Consider the following 20,222-nt stretch of genomic DNA (forward strand, 5'->3'; position numbering starts at 1 on the left):
GCTTAGGTCTTGAAAACGTCAGATCAGGGTGATGTTCTCTGGCTGAACCGAAAGGTATACCAAATCGCCAGCCGCTACATTTCTATCTTGTGTTCTGACTGAGATAATAGTGCCCTGTAGTTGTACCTGCACATCATAATAACCGCCATAAAAAGTCACGCTCTTTACGGTGCCTTTTAAAGTATGCGTACCTTCCGGTACCAGTCGGACATGCTCTGGGCGCACTAGCAGGTCGTGTCTACGAGCGGCTATACCTAGCTTGGCCGCAAACTCCGAAGCTACATCAGCCGGTATCAGGTTGTAGCTGCCAAACAACCCGGCGGTATAAGCATCCACCGGGTGGCGGTATACCTCCTCGGGCGTGCCTTCCTGTATGATTCGGCCACCTTTGAGCACGATGATGCGGTCAGCCCAAGAAAGGGTATCGTGCGGGTCGTGGGAAATGAGGATGCAGGTGATGGCGAGTCGCTCGGTGATGTCGTGTATGACCTCCTGTAGCAGTAGTTTGTGCCCCTTGTCCAGATTAGAATAAGGCTCGTCGAGCAAAAGCAAGTCGGGCCATGTACTGAGCAAGCGGGCCAAGGCGATGCGCTGGCGCTCCCCGCCCGAAAGCTGGTTGGTTTTGCGCTGGGCCAAGTGACTGATGCGGCACACCTCGTACAGGGTTTCGGCCTCATCGCCTTGCAGCATGTTAGCATAGCGAAGCACCTGCTCTACGCGCAAGAACTGTGGCAAATCGTAGTGCTGCGACAGGTAGGCAATCCCTTCGTGGCCCGGCACCAGTTTGTCGTGCGGACCGATCACACGCTTGCCTTCAAAAGTGATCTGCCCGGCGCTGGGCTGCACCAATCCGGCAATGGTCTGTAGCAGCGTGCTCTTGCCAGAACCGGTCTCGCCGGCAATCGCAATCTTCTCGTACTCGCGCTGCCCGAAAGTAATGTTGTGCAGCACAGTATGACCCTCCTCGTGCACACTGATTTCGGCTACCTCAAGAAAGCTCATACTTGAAATTTTATTTAGTAAGAAGAGCAACCGCCCAAACTAGCAGCCGCAGAAGATTTCGATCGAGACGTTTTTATCGGTCTCTTTGATCTCATAAAAACAGCCTACCTCTTCAGGCTCAAAGAGAAGGGGGGCAACCCAGCTGTTGTCAGGCTCTAGGTAAAGCGTCTCGATGAAAGAGCGTAAAGCTGTCAGGCTTACTTTAGGGAAGGTCACCATTTCGCTGATTCCCTTTCCCTCTTCGCAATTACTGATCGCGTAGCTGATTCCGGATTCAAAATTCTGCTGGAAGGCACAGGCTCTCTCCTTGTCCCACTCATTAAATATAACAGAGTTCTTCGGAGAAGCCGGCTTATAGTAGGTTTTTAAGTATAGATAGGTAAGCGACTCAGCATGGCCCACCTGCTCTTGCAGTGCTTTCAATTTGGCGGTATCGGGTTTGGCCAGCACAAAGCTCTGCGCTAAACTGAGGCTAACTGATAATGTATAAGCCATGAAAAAGCAGTAAGCCTTCAGCATAAAACCTAAAACTCGTCCTCGTAAAACTCGATCAGTGCACCGAAGTAGGCTTCGTTCCAGCCCTCCACAATGTCGTCGTAATCTTCATCGGGAATGTTGAGGTGACGCAGCTCGGCAGAGGTGCCGTGTTTGTGCGGGTGCAGCTTAATGGTCACGATGGATTTGGCCTCTTGTTCACCGAAGTACCACTCCTGCACGAGCATCTTGCCTTCCTCAAACTCGAGGTTCTTACCCACGATGTTGCCCTCAAAAAGTGAGAACTCCGAGCCCGGCTCCGTCGACATTTCCGCCGGATCACCGGACCAAAGCTGGATCGTGGTGGGGTTGGTAAGGGCCGTGTATACCTCTTCAGGAGAGGCCGGTACGATAAAGTATTTTTTGTAGTCTTTCATGTCTGCTCAGTTGGGGCGCTGTTATTGGTTTGCAAAGGTTCTGATGTAGAGCTCCTCTACTTTCTGCCTTGCCCAAGGCGTTTTGCGCAAAAACTTCAGACTGGAGTTAATGCTCGGGTTAATGTTGAAACTGTTGATGTTGATCTTGTACCCCAGTTCTTCCCAGCCATAATAGTCTACGAGCTGCACCAAGATGCGCTCGAGTGTTTTGCCATGCAAGGGGTTATTTTTCTGTTCTTCCATACGCAGGTGTTAGGGCTTGCAAGTTCCGCACATTATCGGGAATACGCAATTTAATTAACAGAAGCCGCTATACCAGTGTTCTGGCTAGATACCAAACTCAATCTGGACACCGGCTGTCCAGTGGTAGTCGTTGTTTACGGGCAGAAAGGGGTTAAACGACTGGTAGCCGACATTCGCCTGCAACTTAAGGCGGTGCGCGCGCAAGTACTTGGTCACGCCAGCCAGATAGGCCTCTTCGGTATTCTCCATGGAGCGCATCTCAGAGTTTGGTGTCACACGGGAGTAGCGGCCGGCCAGTTCCACATTGTTCGGAAAGATGTAACTCAGTTGGTAGTTCTGTCCCCGGCCAGTCAAGATATGGCGTTGCTCCCCAGCGGCATTGTAGGTGATAGGATTGTCTGCCTCCCGGGCCATGTACTCCGCATAGAGCGCCATGCCTTTGTACTTGAGCAGGCCGTCAAAAATGTAGGTCTGCATGTCGGTTTGTTCATACAGGTCGCGGCCGATCTGGCCACCGGTGCGGCGGGCGCTTTCGTTGTGGCTCATACCACCTGCCAGCGACAGTTTCGGGGTAGGCTCCCGCTCCAGATCGCCTTCAAAGTAATCGCCGCCATTGGTAAACTTGCCGAAGGGGAGAACTTCCACACGTCCGGTATAGGCCAAGCCTTTGTCGGTGCTGAACACATTGCGGCCCTCACCAGCAGTAAGCGCCCCTTTAAGCATGTAGTGAAGGCTGCCGATGTCGTTGTTGTATACCGCTTGAAAACCGAAGTCACGGTCTACGTTGAAGCCCACGTTCACAATAGAACGGTCGATGAACTGTTGGTCGCCGGAAGAGATTACCCGCTGGCGGTTACCCGGCAGTTTAGTCTGCCCGAAACCAAACTGCCATCGGTCGTTTGGTTTGTAGTACACCACGGCATCACGCACCACATTGGGGCTGGTATTGATGTTGGATTGGTCGCGCATGCTCCAGTCCATATCGCCACGTGAGAAGGAGAGCTGAATGTTGTAGGTTAGCTTTGGGGAATACATAAAACCCTCGAAGCGCAGACGCAGGCGACGCACCCGCATCTCATACTCCGACACCCCAAAATCGTCTTTCGCAATCGAGTTGTAAAGCGCCCTGCTCTGCATGCGGAAGCGCATGTTGATGGAGAAGGCACTATCCGGCGTAACCACACCAACCCCTCGCTTAAAATTAAAGAGCGGCGGGTTGCCTTCCGGAGTTTGGGCTATAGCCGTAACAGGGCAGGCCAGCAGGAATGCCAGCAACAGGGTATAAACTCTCATGTTTAGTCTCTGGCTCTTGTAAGTTTAATCCAGCCTTCAGAGCTTAAAAAGGGCTGGTGTGATTGGGTATAGATTTGAAGCAAGCAATAGTGGGTGAGAGAAGAACTACTGTTTGCTGTTTAACAAAATCCCCCGCTGCTGAAGAGCAGCGGGGGATTTGAATTTGGATAATTAGGTCGGTGCACGATTGTCCTCCCCCTGCCCCCTCCAAAGGGGGACACTCAATATGCGTACATTCTCTTTGTATTACATATTGTGAGAAAGTCCCCCTTTGGAGGGGGCAGGGGGAGGAAGCGCCATACCCTTAGCTTCATCCATTAATAATCATCCCGCTCAATAGCAGCCACACCCGGGAGTGTCTTGCCTTCCATGTACTCGAGGAGAGCACCGCCGCCAGTTGACACGTACGACACACGGTCGGCATAGCCCAACTGGTTCACAGCGGCAGCGGAGTCACCGCCACCGATCAGGGAGTAAGCCCCGCGACGGGTGGCATCTACCACGGCTTCGGCAACGGCTTCGGTACCCACTGAGAAGTTTGACATTTCGAACACACCCATCGGGCCGTTCCACAGGATCGTCTTGGAGTTGCGGATTACGTCAGCGTACTGCTCACGGGCGTTCGGTCCAATATCAAGGCCCATCCACATCGGCTTGATATGATGGCTGAGGGCAGTATCCACGTTGGCATCGTTGCTGAACTCGTCGGCGATAATAGAATCAACCGGGATCATCAGGTTCACGCCTTTTTCTCTGGCCATTGCGATCAGACGGGCGGCCAGTTCTACTTTATCTTCTTCTACCAGCGAAGAGCCGATCTGTCCGCCGTCCGCTTTCACGAAGGTATACGACATGCCGCCGCCGATGAGCAGGTTGTCCACGCGATCCATCAGTTTTTCGATGATGAGAATCTTGTCGGAGATTTTGGCACCACCCATGATGGCGGTATACGGGCGCTCGGCATTGTCCATGACACGGCGAGCGTTGTCGAGTTCGGCGTGCATCACGTAGCCCATCACTTTGTCGTTGGGGAAGTAGCGTGCAACCACGGCAGTAGAAGCGTGCTCGCGGTGCGCGGTGCCGAAGGCGTCGTTCACGTACACATCGCCCAGCGTGGCCAGCTCTTTCGCAAAATCCGGGTCACCTTTCTCCTCGGCTTTGTGGAAGCGCAGGTTTTCGAGCAACAGGATCTCCCCCGGCTGCAGATCGTGTGCCAGCTGAGCGGCTTCAGGGCCTACGCAGTCGTTGGCGAATTTTACGGTCGTGTTGAATTCCTGCGAGAGGCGGTCCACTAGGTGGCGCAGCGAGTATTTCTCTTCCGGCCCGGCTTTCGGGCGACCGAGGTGCGACATCAGAATCACAGCGCCGCCATCATTCAATATTTTTTCGATAGTCGGCACGGCAGCACGGATGCGGGTGTCGTCGGTGATGCGGTAGTCAGCATCGAGTGGCACGTTGAAGTCCACCCGGACCAAAGCTTTCTTGCCGGCAAAGTTATACGCGTCTACAGTTCTCATGTATTTGTCTTTTTCGTTAGTCTTACTCGTTTTTCGTTTTTACGGAGTTTTTGTTTCCGGTATGCGTAAATGGTTGTACAAATATAGAGAAAAGGGTATAAATTACCTCCCCCAGTTCTCCCCTTTGTCGAGGGCCCCTACCCCCAGAACAGGAGGGGGATAGCGGTATACGATTTGGGTAGGTATCGATCTGTCCCTACAACAACTGTCCGAATTAGGATTTTAGGATTGACAGGATTTTTGTGCACGATTAACATCCCCCTGCCCCCTTCGAAGGGGGACTTTCTCTGCCGTTGCCAGTTCTAAGGTAAAAGGCAATGTAGATACTACTACAAACCACTGGCACGCATTGAAAGACTAACTCTCACGGCAGCTATGCAACAGGTAGCTTAAGCCATGTGCACCAAACGGCGCTCCACTGTCTGAGCGGTCAGCGAGTTTGGAGCGTCTTGATTTTTTTGCTTACTTTTTTCTTTATCGAGGGCCCCTACCCCCATCAAGGAAAAAAGTGAGTGCCCGCCGCACAGGCGAAGCAATGAAATAAAGCTAGTTGCCAAGCACAACTGCAGCAACTACGCCAGTTCTAAAGCTGACAGCCCGTCAAACCACCCTCTCTTGGTTGAACATTGAATTTACACTCCACCTCCTCCGTTATACCTATACCGGGCATCATAAATCCCGATTTTGCTATGTATTTCCAATTGCATCCTGTATCTTTTGCCCCTTAAAATACTGCGCGTATTTGTTACCTTTGCATACCATGAGAGTAGGAATAATTTTTGGCGGACCATCCCGTGAGCGTGAGATCTCTTTCGCAGGCGGCCGCACCGTGTACGATAACCTCGATAAAGCCCTTTTTGAAGCCGTTCCGGTGTTTGCCGACAGCCTCGGTAATTTCATTTTGCTGGACTGGCAGTACATTTACAAAGGCACCATTCGCGACTTCTACCCACCGGTGGAGGCCCTGCCGGAGAGTGAGCACGGACTGCAGATCTATCTGGAGTCGCTGGGTGAACTGAGCATCGAAGAGCAGGACCGCATTATTGCGAAAGCGGGCAAGCGCCTGTTGCCGCACGAGTTTAAAAATCACTTCGACTTTGCTTTCTTGGCGCTTCACGGACCGTACGGCGAAGATGGTAGCATACAGGGCTTGCTGGAGTGGTACCACATTCCTTACTCTGGCTCAGGTATACTACCTTCTTCTATAGGTATAGACAAAGCCGCACAGAAGGAGATGCTCAAGCAGCATGGTTTCCCGACGCCGGATTACCGCAAGGTGCAGTATGCGGAGTGGAAAGACGTGAGCAACCGTCAACAGCTGTTCGAGTCGCTGGTAGCGGACTTGGGTCTGCCGCTGGTGCTCAAGGCACCGCATCAGGGTTCTTCTATTGGCGTTTCCATCGTGAAGGAGCACAACTACGAGCTCTTTGAGCAGGGCATGGACCGCAGTTTCTTTACCAAGAACATTTACAAAGCGCAATGGCAGGCGCTGGGTGAGGAGAAACAGTTGGGCAGCATGAAACAACTGGTTGACATTCGCGAGGGCATCGGCATGCCGGTCGTGCTCGAAGATGGCACCATCCTGTACCACCCGGAAGAGCTGTTAAACCACATTAACCATACCTTTACTACTACCGATATTGAAACTATCGTGCTGACTAGCGTGGAGCACGAGCAGCAGGTACTGGTAGAGGCTTTTATCAACGGACGCGAATTCTCTTGCATCGTGGTGCAGGACGAAACCGGTGCGCCAATCGCTTTGCCGCCAACCGAGATCGTGAAGGGCAGCGAGGTATTCGACTACCGCTCGAAATATTTGCCGGGTCTGGCCCGCAAGATCACACCAATCAACCTGCCAAGCGAGCAGATTCAGGAGATTCGCAAGAACTGTAGCAAGTTGTTCATCGACTTGGGCTTCAACGTGTACGCCCGTCTCGACGGCTTCATTACCGAAGAAGGCAATATCTTCCTGAACGACCCCAACACGACTTCGGGCATGCTGCCGTCGTCGTTCTTCTTCCACCAAGCGGCGGAGATCGGCCTGAACCCATCGCAGTTCCTGACTTACATCATCCGTACTTCGGTGGCCGAGCGCCTCAAGTCTGGCAAGGACACTGTGATGCTGACTAAACTATTGAAAAAGCTGGACGAGGCCATCCGCGAAGAGAACGCCCACCGCCACGACAAGGTCCGGGTAGGGGTGATCATGGGTGGTTATTCATCCGAGAGACATATTTCGGTGGAGAGCGGTCGTAACATTTACGAGAAGCTTTCTTCCTCAACCAAATACGAGCCGCTGCCGATCTTTTTGACAGGTAGCAACGAGGCCCATCGTCTGTATAGCATTCCGATCAACATCATGCTGAAGGACAATGCCGACGACATCAAAGAGAAGATTCATCACTTTGAAGAGGGAGGCAAGCCGCATCCGGTGCTACAGGAGATTATCAGCGAGGCCGAAAGCATTACCCGTAAGTATACCGGCAAGAGTTTGGACGAACCGCAGCGTCTTACCTATGCTCAGTTACAGAACATGGTCGATGCGGTGTTTATCGCACTGCACGGTCGTCCTGGTGAGGACGGTGCTTTGCAGCAGGAGCTCGAGAAGCTGGCTATACCTTACAACGGTTCTGGCATCAGCTCCTCGCAGATCACGATCAACAAATACGACACCAACGAGATCCTTGCCAAGCACGGTATACCGGTGGCACACCACCGCATGGCTTGGAAAGAGGACTGGCTGAAAGACAAAGAGGCTTTCTACCAGAGCCTTGAAACCGAGTTCCGCTATCCGTTCATCGCCAAGCCGGCCGACGATGGTTGCAGCTCGGCTGTGAAGAAGATCAAGAACCGCGCGGAACTGGACGCCTTCACCACGCTCATGTTCCGTGAGATGGAAGAGTTGGATCCGGCATGCGCCATGACCCTGTCGCTGGGCTTCAAAGAAGAATTCCCGAACAAACAGGGCTTCTTGGTGGAGACGCTCATCAGCAAAAACGGCGCGAAGCACTTTTTGGAGGTTACCGGCGGTTTGCTGACAAAGTATAATCCGGATGGCACGGTGGAGTACGAGGTGTTCGAAGCCTCAGAAGCCTTGGCTGAAGGCGAGGTACTGTCACTGGAAGAGAAGTTTTTGGCAGGGGAGGGGCAGAACATCACCCCGGCCCGCTATGCACAGGACCCGGAGCGCCGTCAGAAAATCTCTGACCAAGTGAAGGAGGACCTGAAGCGTGTGGCCCAGATCCTGAACATCGAGGGTTACGCCCGTATCGACGCCTTTGTGCGCGTGCTGGAGAACGACGAGGTGGAGACCATCATCATCGAGGTGAATTCCCTGCCGGGTATGACCCCCGCGACCTGTATCTTCCACCAGACCGCCATCAATGGCTACAAGCCCTACGAGTTCATCGACCGCATCCTCACCTTCGGTGTAGAAAGAAATGAGCGAGCCAAAGAACTGGAAGGGTATAAGTCGAGGAATGTGTAGGTAGTTAAGAGTTAAGAATAAAGGGCTTGTAGAAAATCATCCTCTTAGCCCTTGCAGTTAAGTACTAGCGGAAATTGTCCCCTTGAGGGGACCACAGGGGTGTAAAGCCGGTAGTGAAAGTCTTATGCCAAACGCCAACACCCCTCTAAGAGCTACGCTCGCAAGTTTCGAACCCACGTTCTCACTTGTCCTCAAGGGGAGAATCTAGTTTTCGCTATTTTCAACTTTGCTGCCCTGATTTGACGGGATAATTTAGAACTTAACAGCCCTACTCTTTAAAGTCGAAGATCCCGGACTTGATCCGGGAGGGGCAGTGGGATGACAATCAAACAACGAATTAACAAAAGCCCCGCAGGGGCAAACAATCAACAATCAATTAAATGTTAAGAACGAATTCTTTTGTGGGGGTGCTGGTACACTTGGCTCTGATGGGAGTGGTGGTCGCGGCGCTGATCTTTGGCTTCTTTTACTTATATCTGCCGAAGACGACCAATCATGGCGAAACGATCTCAGTGCCAAAAATCACAGGTATGCAGCTGCCTGATGCCGAGGAGTACCTCGAGGAGCAGAACCTGCGCTACTTCGTGAACGACTCCAGTTACCACCCGGAGTACAAACCTTTCGAGATTATGACGCAGGATCCGGCGCCGGGTGCCAAGGTGAAGGAGAACCGCAAGATCTATATCAGCATCAACATGAAAAACCCGCCGATGATCAAGATGCCCAAGCTGATCGACGGTTCGGTGAAAAACGCGGAGCTCATCCTCAAAAGCTATAGCCTGCGCCGTGGCCAGATCACCAATGTGCCCGATCTGCAGCATGGTGCCATCTTAAAGCAGTTCGTGGGAGGCAAAGAAGTGCAGCCGGGCGACCTCGTGCCGAAAGGCGCTGTGGTGGACCTGCATGTGGGCGATGGACTTGGTAACACGGAGTTTGAGATTCCGGATGTAGTAGGCATGCCGCTAGACGAGGCCTCGGTGCTCTTACTGGGCCAGAAGCTCCAGATCGGAAACATCATCTATGTTGCTGGAAGCGGAAAGTCGGATGGCACTATCGTCCGCCAGCGCCCGATCGCCGATGTGAAAGCGAAGATCAGAACAGGTGAACTGGTTGACCTCTGGGTGGCCGGCGAAGAACCTGTGCAAGGTATAGACTAACCATTTGCGCCCGTTACATACAGTAGCGGGCGTATTTTATTTAAAGCAAGGTATGGGTACAACACGGCTCCTGTTTACAATGGTCCTGCTCTGCTGCAGCGCTATGGCGATGGCGCAGGGCGTGCTCGCGCCCCTGCAGCAAGACCAGCAGCGACAAACTGTGCAGGCAGCTATACCTTCTTACCAGCTCCGACTACAGAACGATCCGGTTTCCCTTCCTTTTTTCGATGATTTTTCAGGCGCTTCCAACGCGCCCGATCCCAGCCGTTGGGTTAATGGGGGCGCTTACGTGAACAACCGTTTTGGGCTGCGACCCATTACCCGGAATGTAGCCTCCTTCGACGGGCTCGATGCACAGGGGCTGCCCTATGGATCCAACATCGCAGGCTCCGCCGATACCCTTACCTCACAGCCTATACGCTTGGGCGGGCTTAATCCGGCCGACTCCGTATACCTGAGCTTTTACTGGCAGGCCGGCGGACTGGGCAGCATACCTGTCCGGTCCAACGACAGCCGCTTTTTGCAGCTCGAGTTTAAGGATGCCGACGGTAACTGGCAACAGGTTTGGCAGCAGCCTGCAACTGGTACGCGCACCGAGTTTGCGCAGGCGTTTGTGGTTGTACGCGAGCAACGCTTCTTTCACAACGATTTTCAGTTTCGCTTCCGCAGCGCAGGTGCCCGTAATGGTCTGCTCGACGTCTGGAATCTGGACTATGTAGAAATGGACCGCAACCGGCGCAAAGGGCAGAACACGACCCGCGACATCGGCATCAGCGAGAGTGTTTCGCCGCTGCTGCAATTCTACACCGCCGTTCCCGCCCGACAGTTCCTCGCCGACCCTGCGCTATACCTGCGCGACGAAATCAGCGCCTCACTCAACAACCTAGGCGATCTGCCCGGCGCCATTGGCTGGCGTGCGTTCATACAGCGGGTCGGCACCACGCAAGCCGACACCTTTTTGCGGGAACAGGGGCTGGTACCCGGACAGGTACGACAGTTCCGACTCAACGCAACACCCCGCATCAGCAACCTCAATTTAAATCCGGAAGGCTTTGTGCTGCAGCACGGCTTCCTGCTCGATACCAAAGAACTCAACGCCCGCCAGCGAGCCAACGACACCACCCTGCTACGCACCGTGTTTGCCGACTACTTCGCCCTTGACGATGGCACGGCCGAGGCGGGGTACAGCAGCATGTACTCTTACGGCAACACGCAGGTAGCCCAGCTTTACGAAACGGCGTTACCAGATCAGGTGCGGGCGTTCAGAGTACATTTCCCGCGGGTTGGCGTAGAGCACCGCAATGCGTCCATTGTTTTCCGCATCTGGGCCAATGACAACGGCCGCCCCGGTCGCACGCTGCACGAGCAGTCATTCCCGATACAGTATACTGAGGGGCTCAATGCCTTTTATGAGGTAGAACTGCCGCAGCCCGTTTCGGTAGAGGGGACCTTCTTTGTCGGCTTCAGCCAGCCGGCTACCATGTACCTCAACATCGGCTTCGATCGCAATACCTCTGTCAAAGGCCGACTTTTCTACAGCACCGTCGTAAGCGACTGGCAGCAGGATACCACCAACGTGGGAGCCGTGATGCTGCGCCCCGTTATGACCGGTCAGGCCCTTGGACTCGAGGAGGAGCTGGAGGCCGAGCAGCTGCAGGTATACCCGAATCCAAACAGCGGGATTTTGCATTTCTCAGGGCCGTACCGTTCTTTTTTGCTGTATGATGCAACCGGAAGAGAAATTTTCCGTCATAAGGCATCTATATGGCAGGATCCGGTGCAGCTGCCGCGCCTAGCGCCGGGCCTTTATACCATCCGAATTGAAACCGATCAACATATATTCACCACCAAACGCATCCTAATAAATTTATGATTACAGCAGATATCACGGCCGAAGAGCTCAAGGAACGACTGGCCAAAGGCGAAACTCCCGTCATCATCGATGTACGCGAAGACTGGGAACATCAGGAAAGCAAAATCGAAGGCGCACAGAACATCCCACTAGGCGCATTGCCACAGCGTTTCGAAGAGCTGGAGGACTACAAAGACCAAGAGGTGATCGTGCATTGCCGCTCCGGTATGCGCTCCGCCTCCGCTAAAGCGTTTCTGCAGCAGCAGGGGTTTGGTAATGTTCGCAACTTGTTAGGCGGGATTACGGCGTATCAGGGGTAATCTGTCTGAATCAAGATTTACAAGATTTATGGATTAGCAGGATTCAATTTATTTGGATTCTAACATACCTGCATGAAGTCCCGGGCATACGTGCCCGGGACTTTTTGTTTTATGGATTGACCGGGTCCAACCACCCCTAGCCCCTCCTTGTCTAAGGCGGGGAATTTTACTTACTGCTTCTCCCTATCTTACTCATAGTAACCGGTCTCTACTCAAAAGACTCAGAGGAACACATATTTCAGCATTAACTATAACACATGAAATTAGCTTTAGGAATAGCAGGTTCCCCGCCTTAGACAAGGAGGGGTTAGGGGTGGTTGGATCCGGCATTTGAGAAAACCAGTTACAACAACGCTTATACCTGTAAATCGGCAGTGGCCAAAAGTCCCCCTTCGAAGGGGGCAGGGGGATGTTAATCGTGCACAACTCCCCCTCCTGTTTTGGGGGTAGGGGCCCTCGACAAAGGAGGGGGCTGGGGGAGGTCACCCAATCACAAACGGCGTCGGGCTAAAGCATAGCAGGAAAATAACGAAAGCAATTATACCCAACACTTTACGCCCCGGCGTAAGCGGGGACTCATTCGGGCAGGAGGGGTGGAAAATCCCCATAAGCCTAGAGAGTAGCAGGCCGAAAAGCAGCCAGCCCGTATAGCCATCGGCTTCCGGGAAAAAGAAGGAGATGAGCACTTGGGACCCCAGCACCACTGAGACAAGGTATAGCGTGTAGCGGAAGTTCGGGGTGGCTGGCTGCAGCACGAAGAACAGGTAGAGCACATAGAGGGGCCATACCCAGATGTAGGCCGTCAGCTCCGGGAAGGTTTCGGCCAGACTGTACTGCGCCAGTAACATCCCCAGCGCCGACATCAGGCCCAACCGGTTGTCCTGCAGGATGCCCCGGAAAGCAAAGAACACAAAGGGCGCCAGCACCACCAACAGCTCGTCCGCCCACAGGGGCTCCGCGTGGGGCGAGATCACACCCAGACCGGCATACACAATGAACAGTGAGAAGAAGATCGGGGAGAGCTGGTTGAAACGCTTATACCCGATCAGGCCGTAGAGCACATGGCCGCCGTCCAACTGACCGATGGGCAGCAGGTTGAGAGCCGTGAAGAACAAGGCTAGGTAGCCCGCGAAGAGCAGCGGATAATGGATCACCTCGTAGGCATTTGGCACCAGCGCGGGGTCGGCCACATACCTTTCAAAGAGCACAAACAAGAGGTTCTTGCCAAGCGAGAAATTGCCTTCGCCTTGGTATACATGCTGTGCGTAGTCCAAGCCGAATTGCCGGTACTCGGGGTGGATCGTAAAGATAAACTCCGGCTCCGGCAGGTGCGTGAAGCCGTAGAATAGCAAAGGGATGGCCACCACAAAACCGGCCAGCGGACCGGCAATACCGATGTCATAGAACTGCTGCCTCGAGAAGATGCGGCTCCTGATCCGGATGAAGGCCCCCATGGTGCCGATCGTGGACGTGATGCCGAACCACAGCGGAATGTAGTAGGGGAGCGTGACATCGGTGCGGTAGTGCTTCGCGGTGAAGTAGTGCCCGAACTCATGCACGGTGAGCACCCCCAGAAAAGGGATAGAGAAGTAAAGCCCGGCAGCCAGCTCGGCCCACGTAAACGTACCCGTGCCCGAGAAGCCCTCCGGCCCCCAGAAGAACAGCTTGCCAAAGCGCCACTCCGCTCCCGCAATCGTCGTGGTGACGAGCGTGAGCACAAAGAGCAGCAGGTGCAGGCTATACCTGTGCGGTTTAGGCCACTGCATTCCCGAATACCTCGTTAATGGTAAGCGGCGGCTTCAGGAAGAGCGTTTGCACACCCACCTTGTCGGCGCTTTCGATGTGCTGTATACTGTCGTCGATAAACAGGGTCTCTTCGCGCTTCAGGCCGTTCTGCTCGAGTATTTGCTCAAACACGATGGCGTCTGGCTTGCGCTGCCCGATTAGGTGCGAGTAGTAGGCCTGCTCAAACAGCGAATCGAGGCTCGGCATGGTAAAGCTGTGCTCCACCATCTCATTGAAGCGCTTCATGTGGATGGCGTTGGTATTGCTGAGCAGGAAAATGCGGTATTTTTTGCCCAGTTCGCGGAGCAGCTCAATTCTTTCGGCCGGAATGTCGAGCAGCATGGCGTTCCAAGCATGGTCTATCTGCTCGTCGGTCGCGTTGAGGTGGTAGGCTTCGCGCAGGTGCTGGCGAAACTCCTCGGGGCTGCTGTTACCGGTCTCGAAGAGGTCAAACAGGTGAGACTGTGCGCGTTGGCTGTACTCGATGGTGTGACCTTCGGTGCAGTACTGCTCCAGCTCGCGTATGCTTTTATGGTAATCTAGGTTGATGATGACCCCGCCGAGGTCGAATATGATGTTTTTAACAGTAGTCAGGTCCACGAAAATATTTTGGTCTTGCATTTGAAATTGTCAGCACAAATATGTAGAATTGCACTCCCAAATCAAAGGAAGCACATTCTTTTAAGGGAACGGGCCTATAGCTCATTCGGTTAGAGCAACTGACTCATAATCAGTAGGTGCCTGGTTCGATTCCAGGTGGGCCCACAGAAAATCAAGCACTTATCTCGCAGAGGGGTAAGTGCTTTTTTTTTGTTTATGCCCTGAATATCCTTTATGATAGCACGTATTATGGCTATACCTTACGTAATGCTTTTTAAACAACGAGCAGATGTTAAGAACCATTTTCATGTGTGCCCTGCTTGCCTTCGCTCTCAGCTCGTGCCGGGAAAATGACAGCCGTCCGGAAGTGGCGCAGGGAGATTGGGTGAAAGGATCGGAAGAGGAGCAAATCCGTCTTATTGAGAAACACTTCCGTGGCTTCGATATGGCCATGGTAGAAGTAGGCCATCGCTACCAATAGCTCTATTGGGCTGGGCAGGACCAGAACTGGGACTACGCCAAATACCAAGCTGACAAAATGGAGACGGCCATCCGGAACGGGCTGGAGCGCAGGCCTAAGCGAGCGAAGTCAGCGGAGCCTTTTCTGGCCGACGCACTGCCTGCCATGAAAGAGGCCATAGCGGAGCGGGATGCGGTGGTGTTCGACGAGAAGTTCCGGGCGCTCACCATGAGCTGTAACGCCTGCCATGCGCTGGAAAAGGTGCCTTTTTTCACTGTTAATCCTCCTGCGACAAGAGTTTCACCTATCAGAAGCAGCGACTAAAGCACCGTTTCAACCGGAGGGAAACCACCATGGAAATCGTCATCATCTCTTTTGCCGCCTTCATTGTCGCCATCCTCACGTTCTTCTCCGGCTTTGGCTTGGGCACGATCCTGACGCCGGTGTTCATCCTTTTCTTCCCCGTCGAGCTGGCCATAGCCCTGACCGGGGTTGTGCACTTCTTCAACAATCTTTTCAAGCTGGTACTGGTGGGCAGGCACGCCAACAGGCAGGTCTTGCTGCGCTTCGGTATACCTGCGGTAGTGGCTGCGCTGCTGGGGGCCTGGCTATTGTTGCAGATCACCGATTTGCGGCCGCTCTTTTCCTATACCCTCGGCGATAGGGAGTTTGAGGTGTCTCCCCTCAAGTTCATCGTGTCCGTCCTCCTGTTATTCTTTGCCAGCATGGACCTGATTCCCTATTTCGACAAGCTGAGGTTCGGGCCTGAGAAGCTGCCGCTGGGTGGCGCCCTGAGCGGCTTCTTTGGCGGCCTCACAGGTAACCAAGGGGCGTTGCGAAGCGCTTTCCTGATCAGGGCGGGGCTGTCGAAGGAGGCCTTCATCGCGACGGCTGTAGTGGTGTCAGCCTTTGTTGACTTTACCAGGCTCTCGGTTTATGCCACACGCTTTAGCAAGGCTGGTCTCCAGGAGAATGTGCTGCTGGTGGTCTGCGCCACCCTTGCCGGCATACTCGGCTCCTACCTGGGTAATATTTTCCTCAAGAAGGTGACGCTGAAGTCTATACAGGTCCTGGTGGCCGTTATGCTGATTGCCATCTCATTGGCCTTGGGAGCGGGGTTGATATAGGAGGGAGGAGATTAGTTTTGATGTTTAGGATTTAGAAGACAATTAGGTGTAAGCGGCAAGGCAATATGAAGTAATCACTAGGGATTAAATCATTTCTGAGAATATCAAAGGCCTAAAAAGCTTTTTCACTAATACTAGACAATGCTCAACTTGAAAATGCATAAGCAAAGTGGAATTATTTAGTATCATTGTCGATATAAAAAAGCAGGAGAGTATCTATGCAACAGAGCTGTATAGATACTCAACTATATAAAAAGCTTATTAGAAAGTAGCCTAATTAAGTAGATAAGGTTTATGGTAAAATTATTGCATGTATAAGCCTTTCCCCATGATATCTCTTTCGAAATTAGGGTTAACAATGATAATGTCTGAGGGCACATTTTCAGACGTATAATCCTTCCCCTCTACTCCTGCAAAATCAATTAAGCCTTTACGATATAAAGAGTTGAAGTCATCGATATCCAACCATTCATCAACAGACCCATCTATGTAAGCAACTATGCTTTCTATATCTTCTATTATTAAGCAGTATAAAAAATAAAAGTCTCTTATCGTTATCTTATACTTTATGCAAAGCTCAGTTATTCTTTTAGTGTCAAACTCCATGAATCTCTCATTTGTAATTTTAGAAGAATTTTAAACAATATAATATCAGAATGAAACGAGTATGCCGATTAACCCTTTTGTAAATTAATCTAACATTTTAAATCTTGCTATTATACCGCAATTTACTTTTCGATATTGATCATTTTCCAGCCCCACTGTTCCTTCTTAGGGTCATATGATTTCATTGCATGTCCTTTTATAGTCATTCCGGCAGTGAGCTTATTTTTACTCACTACTGTAGGGTTGAGGAATACATCTCCTACAAAGCCAAACTCCTTGCCTTCTGCTATTCTTACCTCACCCTCCACCACTCTGAAGAACTTCTGTTTTAGTCTTTCATCGGTGCCCTTTAAGGCAGTGAATACTTTATGCAGCCCGCTTTTGCTTCCACTCTGGAAACGTACTCGTAGGATGTCTCCAACATGTACCTTATCTAAGATGCGTTCATACTTAAAAAATCCCTTCTTTTCCTCAGAAACTATGAAGTTCAGCATCTTTTTGTCTGAATTTACAAAAGATACAAGCACACTCTCTTCCTTAATATCGCTGTATAGTAGACTATCCGCAACATCATTATACCTTTTGTAAAAGTCGTAGTTTGACTTCTGTACCGTAGCTCGCTTATACCACTCGCTGTTTTGCCAGCTTGTAATAGTAGTAGGGATAGACCAGCCTTTTGCAGTTCTGGCAGCTACTATTCTCTCTATCTCGGTTCTTGCTTCATCATAAAGCTCCTGAGTGATAAAGATAGTAGCCATTTTCTGACGAAGGCTAACAAGCATTTCCTCAGGACTGTTGCATGACAAGGCACGGCAGTAGCATGCTAAGACCTTCTCTTCATCGTCCTTGAAGGCTTCACTCAATACTTCCCATACCCAAAAGTCGTTCTTTTTCTTCTTAGCGAAGGGTAGGATTGCAGAAAGTATGTTTTCTGCATCTCCTAATGCTAACAACAGTTTAGCCTTGTAGTAAGCAGGGTACACATAGTTGGGGTAGTTCTCCACTATCTGATCCAGTTTGGGCATGAATGCGTCTACCTTCTCTTTGTTAAAGATTACCTCCCCAAACATCGTATGCTTAGGTAGGAGTTGTTTAGAGTAAGCAATATACGCCTGTTCAGCAATTGCCATTATCTCTTTGCCATTAGGCATCTTCTCCTTCTGATAATCTTTATCTAAGAAGTTCTCCAGTCCCCACCAGTCAGCAAAAGCAATGTATTTGTCAGTTTCCTTGTAGCCCTTGTGAAATGCTTGAAATAGGGAAGAGTACCACTTAGACGGTTTTACCAGTGGAAAGGTGCTTGCTTTTGAAAATAGCGCATCTAAGCTACTCAAGTTTATGTTCTGTTGTCCAGTAACATGGCGGACTGCCTTAGCAATCACAATTGAGAGGTTGTCATAAAGCATTTCCTCACTTTCTGGCAGCTCCAGCTTTTCCAGTTCCTCCAGTTTTGAAAGAAACTGATTGAGGTTATTTGCGGCCTTATCCAATTGACTATACAGTACCCAGCTCAAGTTGCGTTTCGCCCATAAGTTATCAGGCTCAGCTTCTAACTCAGCTTTTGCCATAGCATAGGCCTCTTCTAATTCTCCGGCTTGGCGTAACTCTTTTATTTCTTTAGCTGGCATACTGTGAGATTATATTTACTAATTGCTTAAGCTTATCATCCTGCTCCCCATTTACAGACTTAGAGATAGCTTTTGTCAGCTGTGCCTTTCCGTTAAAGTAGAACTGGATGTAAGAGCTTATTCCAGAAGTTCTGAGGTAATAGGTAACATAATACTTTGCTGGGAGCTCTATAATATTTGTTATAGCCACCTCAGCTATGTCACACCCCGCTTGTACTATAGAATAAAGTTTCTCCAAGTTGGGGTGCGATGGGGTATAATCAACCCTGAACTGCCTTTCATAAGGTTGGTTGATAATAAACAATAAGCTTTTCGCTTCTTCTGATTCTGCTCCAACTAAAACGAAGTCACTAAATATCCCTGCTCCATCGTGAAATGCTTGGGCACGAAGCTCCTTACCATCCAAATTGAAGTAGTAGATCTCTAAATGAGGTCTTGTTTCAACCCGATCAAGCGAAAAAGAGGTGTCAGCAATCTTGTCTGCAATCTCATGATACTTTAAACTCTTACAGGCATGAGAGCCTACCGCGTGGAAGGGTGACAAGGGAATGTTGTTAAACTGAATCGCCTCAATGGGAACTTTACCAATAGGACCAATAGGGGCAAAAGCGAGTTTGCTGAATGCTGTAAAACAAGGTGGGTTGATATTGTAGCATTTGTCTTTGGCTCTGGTAACAGCTGTGTATGACCAGCGCAGCTGAGCGTCCCTCAATCCCGTTCGACCATAGTAGTCCACAAACACCGTGTCCCATTCACCGCCTTGCGACTTATGACACGTGATGGCATAGCCATACTTGATGCGAAGAGCATTATAATAGGGGTCTGCCTTTAGCTGGTTTCGAAACTCCTCCGATCCTTCTCTGAATGTAGGTAATCCTTGTTCTTTCCTTCTTCTCTGCTCCTCATTGAACCGCATGATAAAATTGATGTACAGTGCTTTAAGCTCTGTTATCGATAGATCAGCGGCGGTATTGTTTAAGAGGTTGTCGAAAACTTTGCACTTGATATCCTCCGGATGGTTCGGAAGCTTAATAACAATGTCCCGAAAAGTTAATGTGACAGTTTTCTTTACCTTTTCGCGACCTTCAGTTACATAAACAGGAGCTGACTGCGTCTCAAGTCTCTCAGATACGGCTATAACTTTAGCCATATCGCCATTATAAAGCTCCGTTCCGTAAGTATGGTAGTTGTTATTATTGATCAGAATAACATCGCCAGCCACTATATCCTTACAGTTCGGGAATATCTTTTCACGGATAGCTTTATTGTATGACAGGCATTGGGCATTGCTAAAGGAAATTACTACACCGTTACCCACCTCAGGGAGTGGAAAGTGATTGGTATAACTTTCGGCTATCTCCTCAGCATTCGCTTTGATAAAATACTTGTTATCGAAATCTAATTCAAGCTCAGTCCTGACAGCATGTGCCATCAAATCTCTGAACTTTGAGGCATTGTGAAGTATAGGATTCTCAGCAGCCTGGCGCATCACGGTCTTCATCTCAGCCTCGGCTACAGAAATCTGGTGTTCTTCGAAATAGCTTTTCTCAAAGGCTAAGGATGTAGGATCCGTTACCGGCGGTAGCTGTGCAGGATCACCAACAAAAATGATTTTATTCTGCGAGGTCTTGATCTTAGAATAGGTGAGCAGATCGGATAGCAACTTTCCTGTGCCGAAAGTAAAAAGCTCATGCTGAACCTTTTTTTCGGCAATCATTGAGGCTTCATCCACAATGATTACTCTTCTTTCTTCAATTTCGTCCTTAATTGGGAAGTAATAATGAAAAGACTTTTCTGCTACATCCTCTGATTCAACTTCTTTTAACTGTAACTTCTCAAAGTTATAAATACCACGATGGATGGTCATCCCACGTCCAGTCCTATCACGTAATACCTTAGCCGCTCTTCCTGTTGGAGCCAACATAGCAAAGTCTTTCCCTGTAGCTTTTAGGTGTGTTACTAATCCTTTCAGAATAGTAGTCTTACCGCTTCCAGCATACCCCTTCAGTATGAATACCTGACTGTCACTGTTTAGGAAAGACTCAATCTTCTCTAAAGCGGTGCTTTGGTCATCATTAAGGGTTAGGTGCTGGAAATGGTAGAATATGCTCATGTTTTATCGATTACAAAACAAAGGTATAGAGCAAGTGTGCAGTGGTTCTGCATAGTTTTCTTATAGAATTATTTTATAAGGTGTCAATGATTGAGTGTACTAAGGTATAAATGTTATGAAA

General features: G+C 50.6%; 18 protein-coding genes and 1 tRNA gene. 8 read left to right on the forward strand and 11 right to left on the reverse strand.

Features of this window, described 5'->3' with window-relative positions; translation table 11 throughout:
- Nucleotides 1-18 precede the first annotated feature (18 nt).
- From Q1A04_RS14605 to Q1A04_RS14630, 6 genes are all read right to left on the reverse strand, one after another.
- Complete coding sequence (locus Q1A04_RS14605) at nucleotides 19-1,002, reverse strand: ABC transporter ATP-binding protein (RefSeq protein WP_299707431.1); 984 nt, start codon at nucleotides 1,000-1,002, stop codon at nucleotides 19-21.
- Nucleotides 1,003-1,041: 39 nt separating this feature from the next.
- Nucleotides 1,042-1,497 carry a hypothetical protein gene (locus tag Q1A04_RS14610; protein WP_299707433.1) on the reverse strand — a complete coding sequence of 152 codons (456 nt, stop codon included), beginning with the start codon at nucleotides 1,495-1,497 and terminating at the stop codon, nucleotides 1,042-1,044.
- Between the two features lie 29 nt (nucleotides 1,498-1,526).
- Nucleotides 1,527-1,913, reverse strand: coding sequence for an SRPBCC domain-containing protein (locus Q1A04_RS14615; RefSeq protein ID WP_299707435.1), 387 nt, complete (start codon nucleotides 1,911-1,913; stop codon nucleotides 1,527-1,529).
- Between the two features lie 21 nt (nucleotides 1,914-1,934).
- Nucleotides 1,935-2,156, reverse strand: coding sequence for a VF530 family protein (locus Q1A04_RS14620; RefSeq protein ID WP_299707437.1), 222 nt, complete (start codon nucleotides 2,154-2,156; stop codon nucleotides 1,935-1,937).
- Between the two features lie 84 nt (nucleotides 2,157-2,240).
- Entirely contained in the window at nucleotides 2,241-3,449 is a 1,209-nt protein-coding gene (locus Q1A04_RS14625; RefSeq protein WP_299707439.1) for a porin, read from the reverse strand.
- 317 nt (nucleotides 3,450-3,766) lie between these two features.
- The gene (locus Q1A04_RS14630; RefSeq protein WP_299707441.1) at nucleotides 3,767-4,966 is read right to left on the reverse strand and encodes a phosphoglycerate kinase; all 1,200 of its coding nucleotides are present in this window, start codon (nucleotides 4,964-4,966) and stop codon (nucleotides 3,767-3,769) included.
- Between the two features lie 760 nt (nucleotides 4,967-5,726).
- Between Q1A04_RS14630 and Q1A04_RS14635 the strand changes: the two genes are divergently transcribed.
- From Q1A04_RS14635 to Q1A04_RS14650, 4 genes are all read left to right on the forward strand, one after another.
- Nucleotides 5,727-8,453: a D-alanine--D-alanine ligase gene (locus tag Q1A04_RS14635; protein WP_299707443.1), complete on the forward strand. Its 2,727-nt coding sequence runs from the start codon at nucleotides 5,727-5,729 to the stop codon at nucleotides 8,451-8,453.
- Nucleotides 8,454-8,833: 380 nt separating this feature from the next.
- Complete coding sequence (locus tag Q1A04_RS14640) at nucleotides 8,834-9,610, forward strand: PASTA domain-containing protein (RefSeq protein WP_299707446.1); 777 nt, start codon at nucleotides 8,834-8,836, stop codon at nucleotides 9,608-9,610.
- Between the two features lie 52 nt (nucleotides 9,611-9,662).
- The gene (locus Q1A04_RS14645) at nucleotides 9,663-11,483 is read left to right on the forward strand and encodes a T9SS type A sorting domain-containing protein (protein WP_299707448.1); all 1,821 of its coding nucleotides are present in this window, start codon (nucleotides 9,663-9,665) and stop codon (nucleotides 11,481-11,483) included.
- Nucleotides 11,480-11,782, forward strand: a complete 303-nt coding sequence (locus tag Q1A04_RS14650) for a rhodanese-like domain-containing protein (protein ID WP_299707450.1) — start codon at nucleotides 11,480-11,482, stop codon at nucleotides 11,780-11,782. Before Q1A04_RS14645 ends, Q1A04_RS14650 begins: the two co-directional genes overlap by 4 nt.
- Nucleotides 11,783-12,264: 482 nt before the next feature.
- On the opposite strand, the gene Q1A04_RS14655 is transcribed toward Q1A04_RS14650, so the two are convergent.
- A complete protein-coding gene (locus Q1A04_RS14655) occupies nucleotides 12,265-13,548 on the reverse strand; it encodes a site-2 protease family protein (RefSeq protein ID WP_299707452.1) in 1,284 nt (427 codons plus the stop codon).
- Nucleotides 13,535-14,188: an HAD family phosphatase gene (locus Q1A04_RS14660; RefSeq protein ID WP_299707454.1), complete on the reverse strand. Its 654-nt coding sequence runs from the start codon at nucleotides 14,186-14,188 to the stop codon at nucleotides 13,535-13,537. The genes Q1A04_RS14655 and Q1A04_RS14660 overlap by 14 nt, the downstream gene beginning before the upstream one ends.
- A gap of 70 nt (nucleotides 14,189-14,258) precedes the next feature.
- Between Q1A04_RS14660 and Q1A04_RS14665 the strand changes: the two genes are divergently transcribed.
- From Q1A04_RS14665 to Q1A04_RS14680, 4 genes are all read left to right on the forward strand, one after another.
- Nucleotides 14,259-14,332: transfer RNA gene (locus Q1A04_RS14665), tRNA-Ile, on the forward strand.
- Between the two features lie 124 nt (nucleotides 14,333-14,456).
- Entirely contained in the window at nucleotides 14,457-14,648 is a 192-nt protein-coding gene (locus Q1A04_RS14670) for a hypothetical protein (protein ID WP_299707457.1), read from the forward strand.
- 57 nt (nucleotides 14,649-14,705) lie between these two features.
- Nucleotides 14,706-14,951 (forward strand): hypothetical protein, encoded by a 246-nt coding sequence (locus Q1A04_RS14675; RefSeq protein WP_299707459.1) that lies wholly within the window; start codon nucleotides 14,706-14,708, stop codon nucleotides 14,949-14,951.
- Nucleotides 14,952-14,980: 29 nt separating this feature from the next.
- A complete protein-coding gene (locus Q1A04_RS14680; RefSeq protein ID WP_299707461.1) occupies nucleotides 14,981-15,754 on the forward strand; it encodes a sulfite exporter TauE/SafE family protein in 774 nt (257 codons plus the stop codon).
- 303 nt (nucleotides 15,755-16,057) lie between these two features.
- On the opposite strand, the gene Q1A04_RS14685 is transcribed toward Q1A04_RS14680, so the two are convergent.
- The 3 genes from Q1A04_RS14685 to Q1A04_RS14695 form a co-directional block, all read right to left on the reverse strand.
- Nucleotides 16,058-16,360, reverse strand: coding sequence for a hypothetical protein (locus Q1A04_RS14685; RefSeq protein ID WP_299707464.1), 303 nt, complete (start codon nucleotides 16,358-16,360; stop codon nucleotides 16,058-16,060).
- A 122-nt stretch (nucleotides 16,361-16,482) separates the two neighbouring features.
- Complete coding sequence (locus tag Q1A04_RS14690; RefSeq protein ID WP_299707467.1) at nucleotides 16,483-17,988, reverse strand: hypothetical protein; 1,506 nt, start codon at nucleotides 17,986-17,988, stop codon at nucleotides 16,483-16,485.
- Nucleotides 17,978-20,101, reverse strand: coding sequence for an AAA family ATPase (locus Q1A04_RS14695; RefSeq protein WP_299707470.1), 2,124 nt, complete (start codon nucleotides 20,099-20,101; stop codon nucleotides 17,978-17,980). Before Q1A04_RS14695 ends, Q1A04_RS14690 begins: the two co-directional genes overlap by 11 nt.
- Between the last annotated feature and the right edge of the window lie 121 nt (nucleotides 20,102-20,222).

The sequence above is a fragment of the uncultured Pontibacter sp. genome (genome assembly GCF_947499215.1).
In the GTDB taxonomy this organism is placed as follows: domain Bacteria; phylum Bacteroidota; class Bacteroidia; order Cytophagales; family Hymenobacteraceae; genus Pontibacter.

Coding starts and splice junctions, on each gene's coding strand:
- Q1A04_RS14610 (WP_299707433.1), bottom strand. CDS start 1,497: ATGGCTTATACATTATCAGTTAGCCTCAGTTTAGCGCAGAGCTTTGTG.
- Q1A04_RS14650 (WP_299707450.1), top strand. CDS start 11,480: ATGATTACAGCAGATATCACGGCCGAAGAGCTCAAGGAACGACTGGCC.
- Q1A04_RS14605 (WP_299707431.1), bottom strand. CDS start 1,002: ATGAGCTTTCTTGAGGTAGCCGAAATCAGTGTGCACGAGGAGGGTCAT.
- Q1A04_RS14660 (WP_299707454.1), bottom strand. CDS start 14,188: ATGCAAGACCAAAATATTTTCGTGGACCTGACTACTGTTAAAAACATC.
- Q1A04_RS14625 (WP_299707439.1), bottom strand. CDS start 3,449: ATGAGAGTTTATACCCTGTTGCTGGCATTCCTGCTGGCCTGCCCTGTT.
- Q1A04_RS14675 (WP_299707459.1), top strand. CDS start 14,706: ATGGAGACGGCCATCCGGAACGGGCTGGAGCGCAGGCCTAAGCGAGCG.
- Q1A04_RS14640 (WP_299707446.1), top strand. CDS start 8,834: ATGTTAAGAACGAATTCTTTTGTGGGGGTGCTGGTACACTTGGCTCTG.
- Q1A04_RS14695 (WP_299707470.1), bottom strand. CDS start 20,101: ATGAGCATATTCTACCATTTCCAGCACCTAACCCTTAATGATGACCAA.
- Q1A04_RS14615 (WP_299707435.1), bottom strand. CDS start 1,913: ATGAAAGACTACAAAAAATACTTTATCGTACCGGCCTCTCCTGAAGAG.
- Q1A04_RS14690 (WP_299707467.1), bottom strand. CDS start 17,988: ATGCCAGCTAAAGAAATAAAAGAGTTACGCCAAGCCGGAGAATTAGAA.
- Q1A04_RS14685 (WP_299707464.1), bottom strand. CDS start 16,360: ATGGAGTTTGACACTAAAAGAATAACTGAGCTTTGCATAAAGTATAAG.
- Q1A04_RS14670 (WP_299707457.1), top strand. CDS start 14,457: ATGTTAAGAACCATTTTCATGTGTGCCCTGCTTGCCTTCGCTCTCAGC.
- Q1A04_RS14680 (WP_299707461.1), top strand. CDS start 14,981: ATGGAAATCGTCATCATCTCTTTTGCCGCCTTCATTGTCGCCATCCTC.
- Q1A04_RS14635 (WP_299707443.1), top strand. CDS start 5,727: ATGAGAGTAGGAATAATTTTTGGCGGACCATCCCGTGAGCGTGAGATC.
- Q1A04_RS14645 (WP_299707448.1), top strand. CDS start 9,663: ATGGGTACAACACGGCTCCTGTTTACAATGGTCCTGCTCTGCTGCAGC.
- Q1A04_RS14630 (WP_299707441.1), bottom strand. CDS start 4,966: ATGAGAACTGTAGACGCGTATAACTTTGCCGGCAAGAAAGCTTTGGTC.
- Q1A04_RS14655 (WP_299707452.1), bottom strand. CDS start 13,548: ATGCAGTGGCCTAAACCGCACAGGTATAGCCTGCACCTGCTGCTCTTT.
- Q1A04_RS14620 (WP_299707437.1), bottom strand. CDS start 2,156: ATGGAAGAACAGAAAAATAACCCCTTGCATGGCAAAACACTCGAGCGC.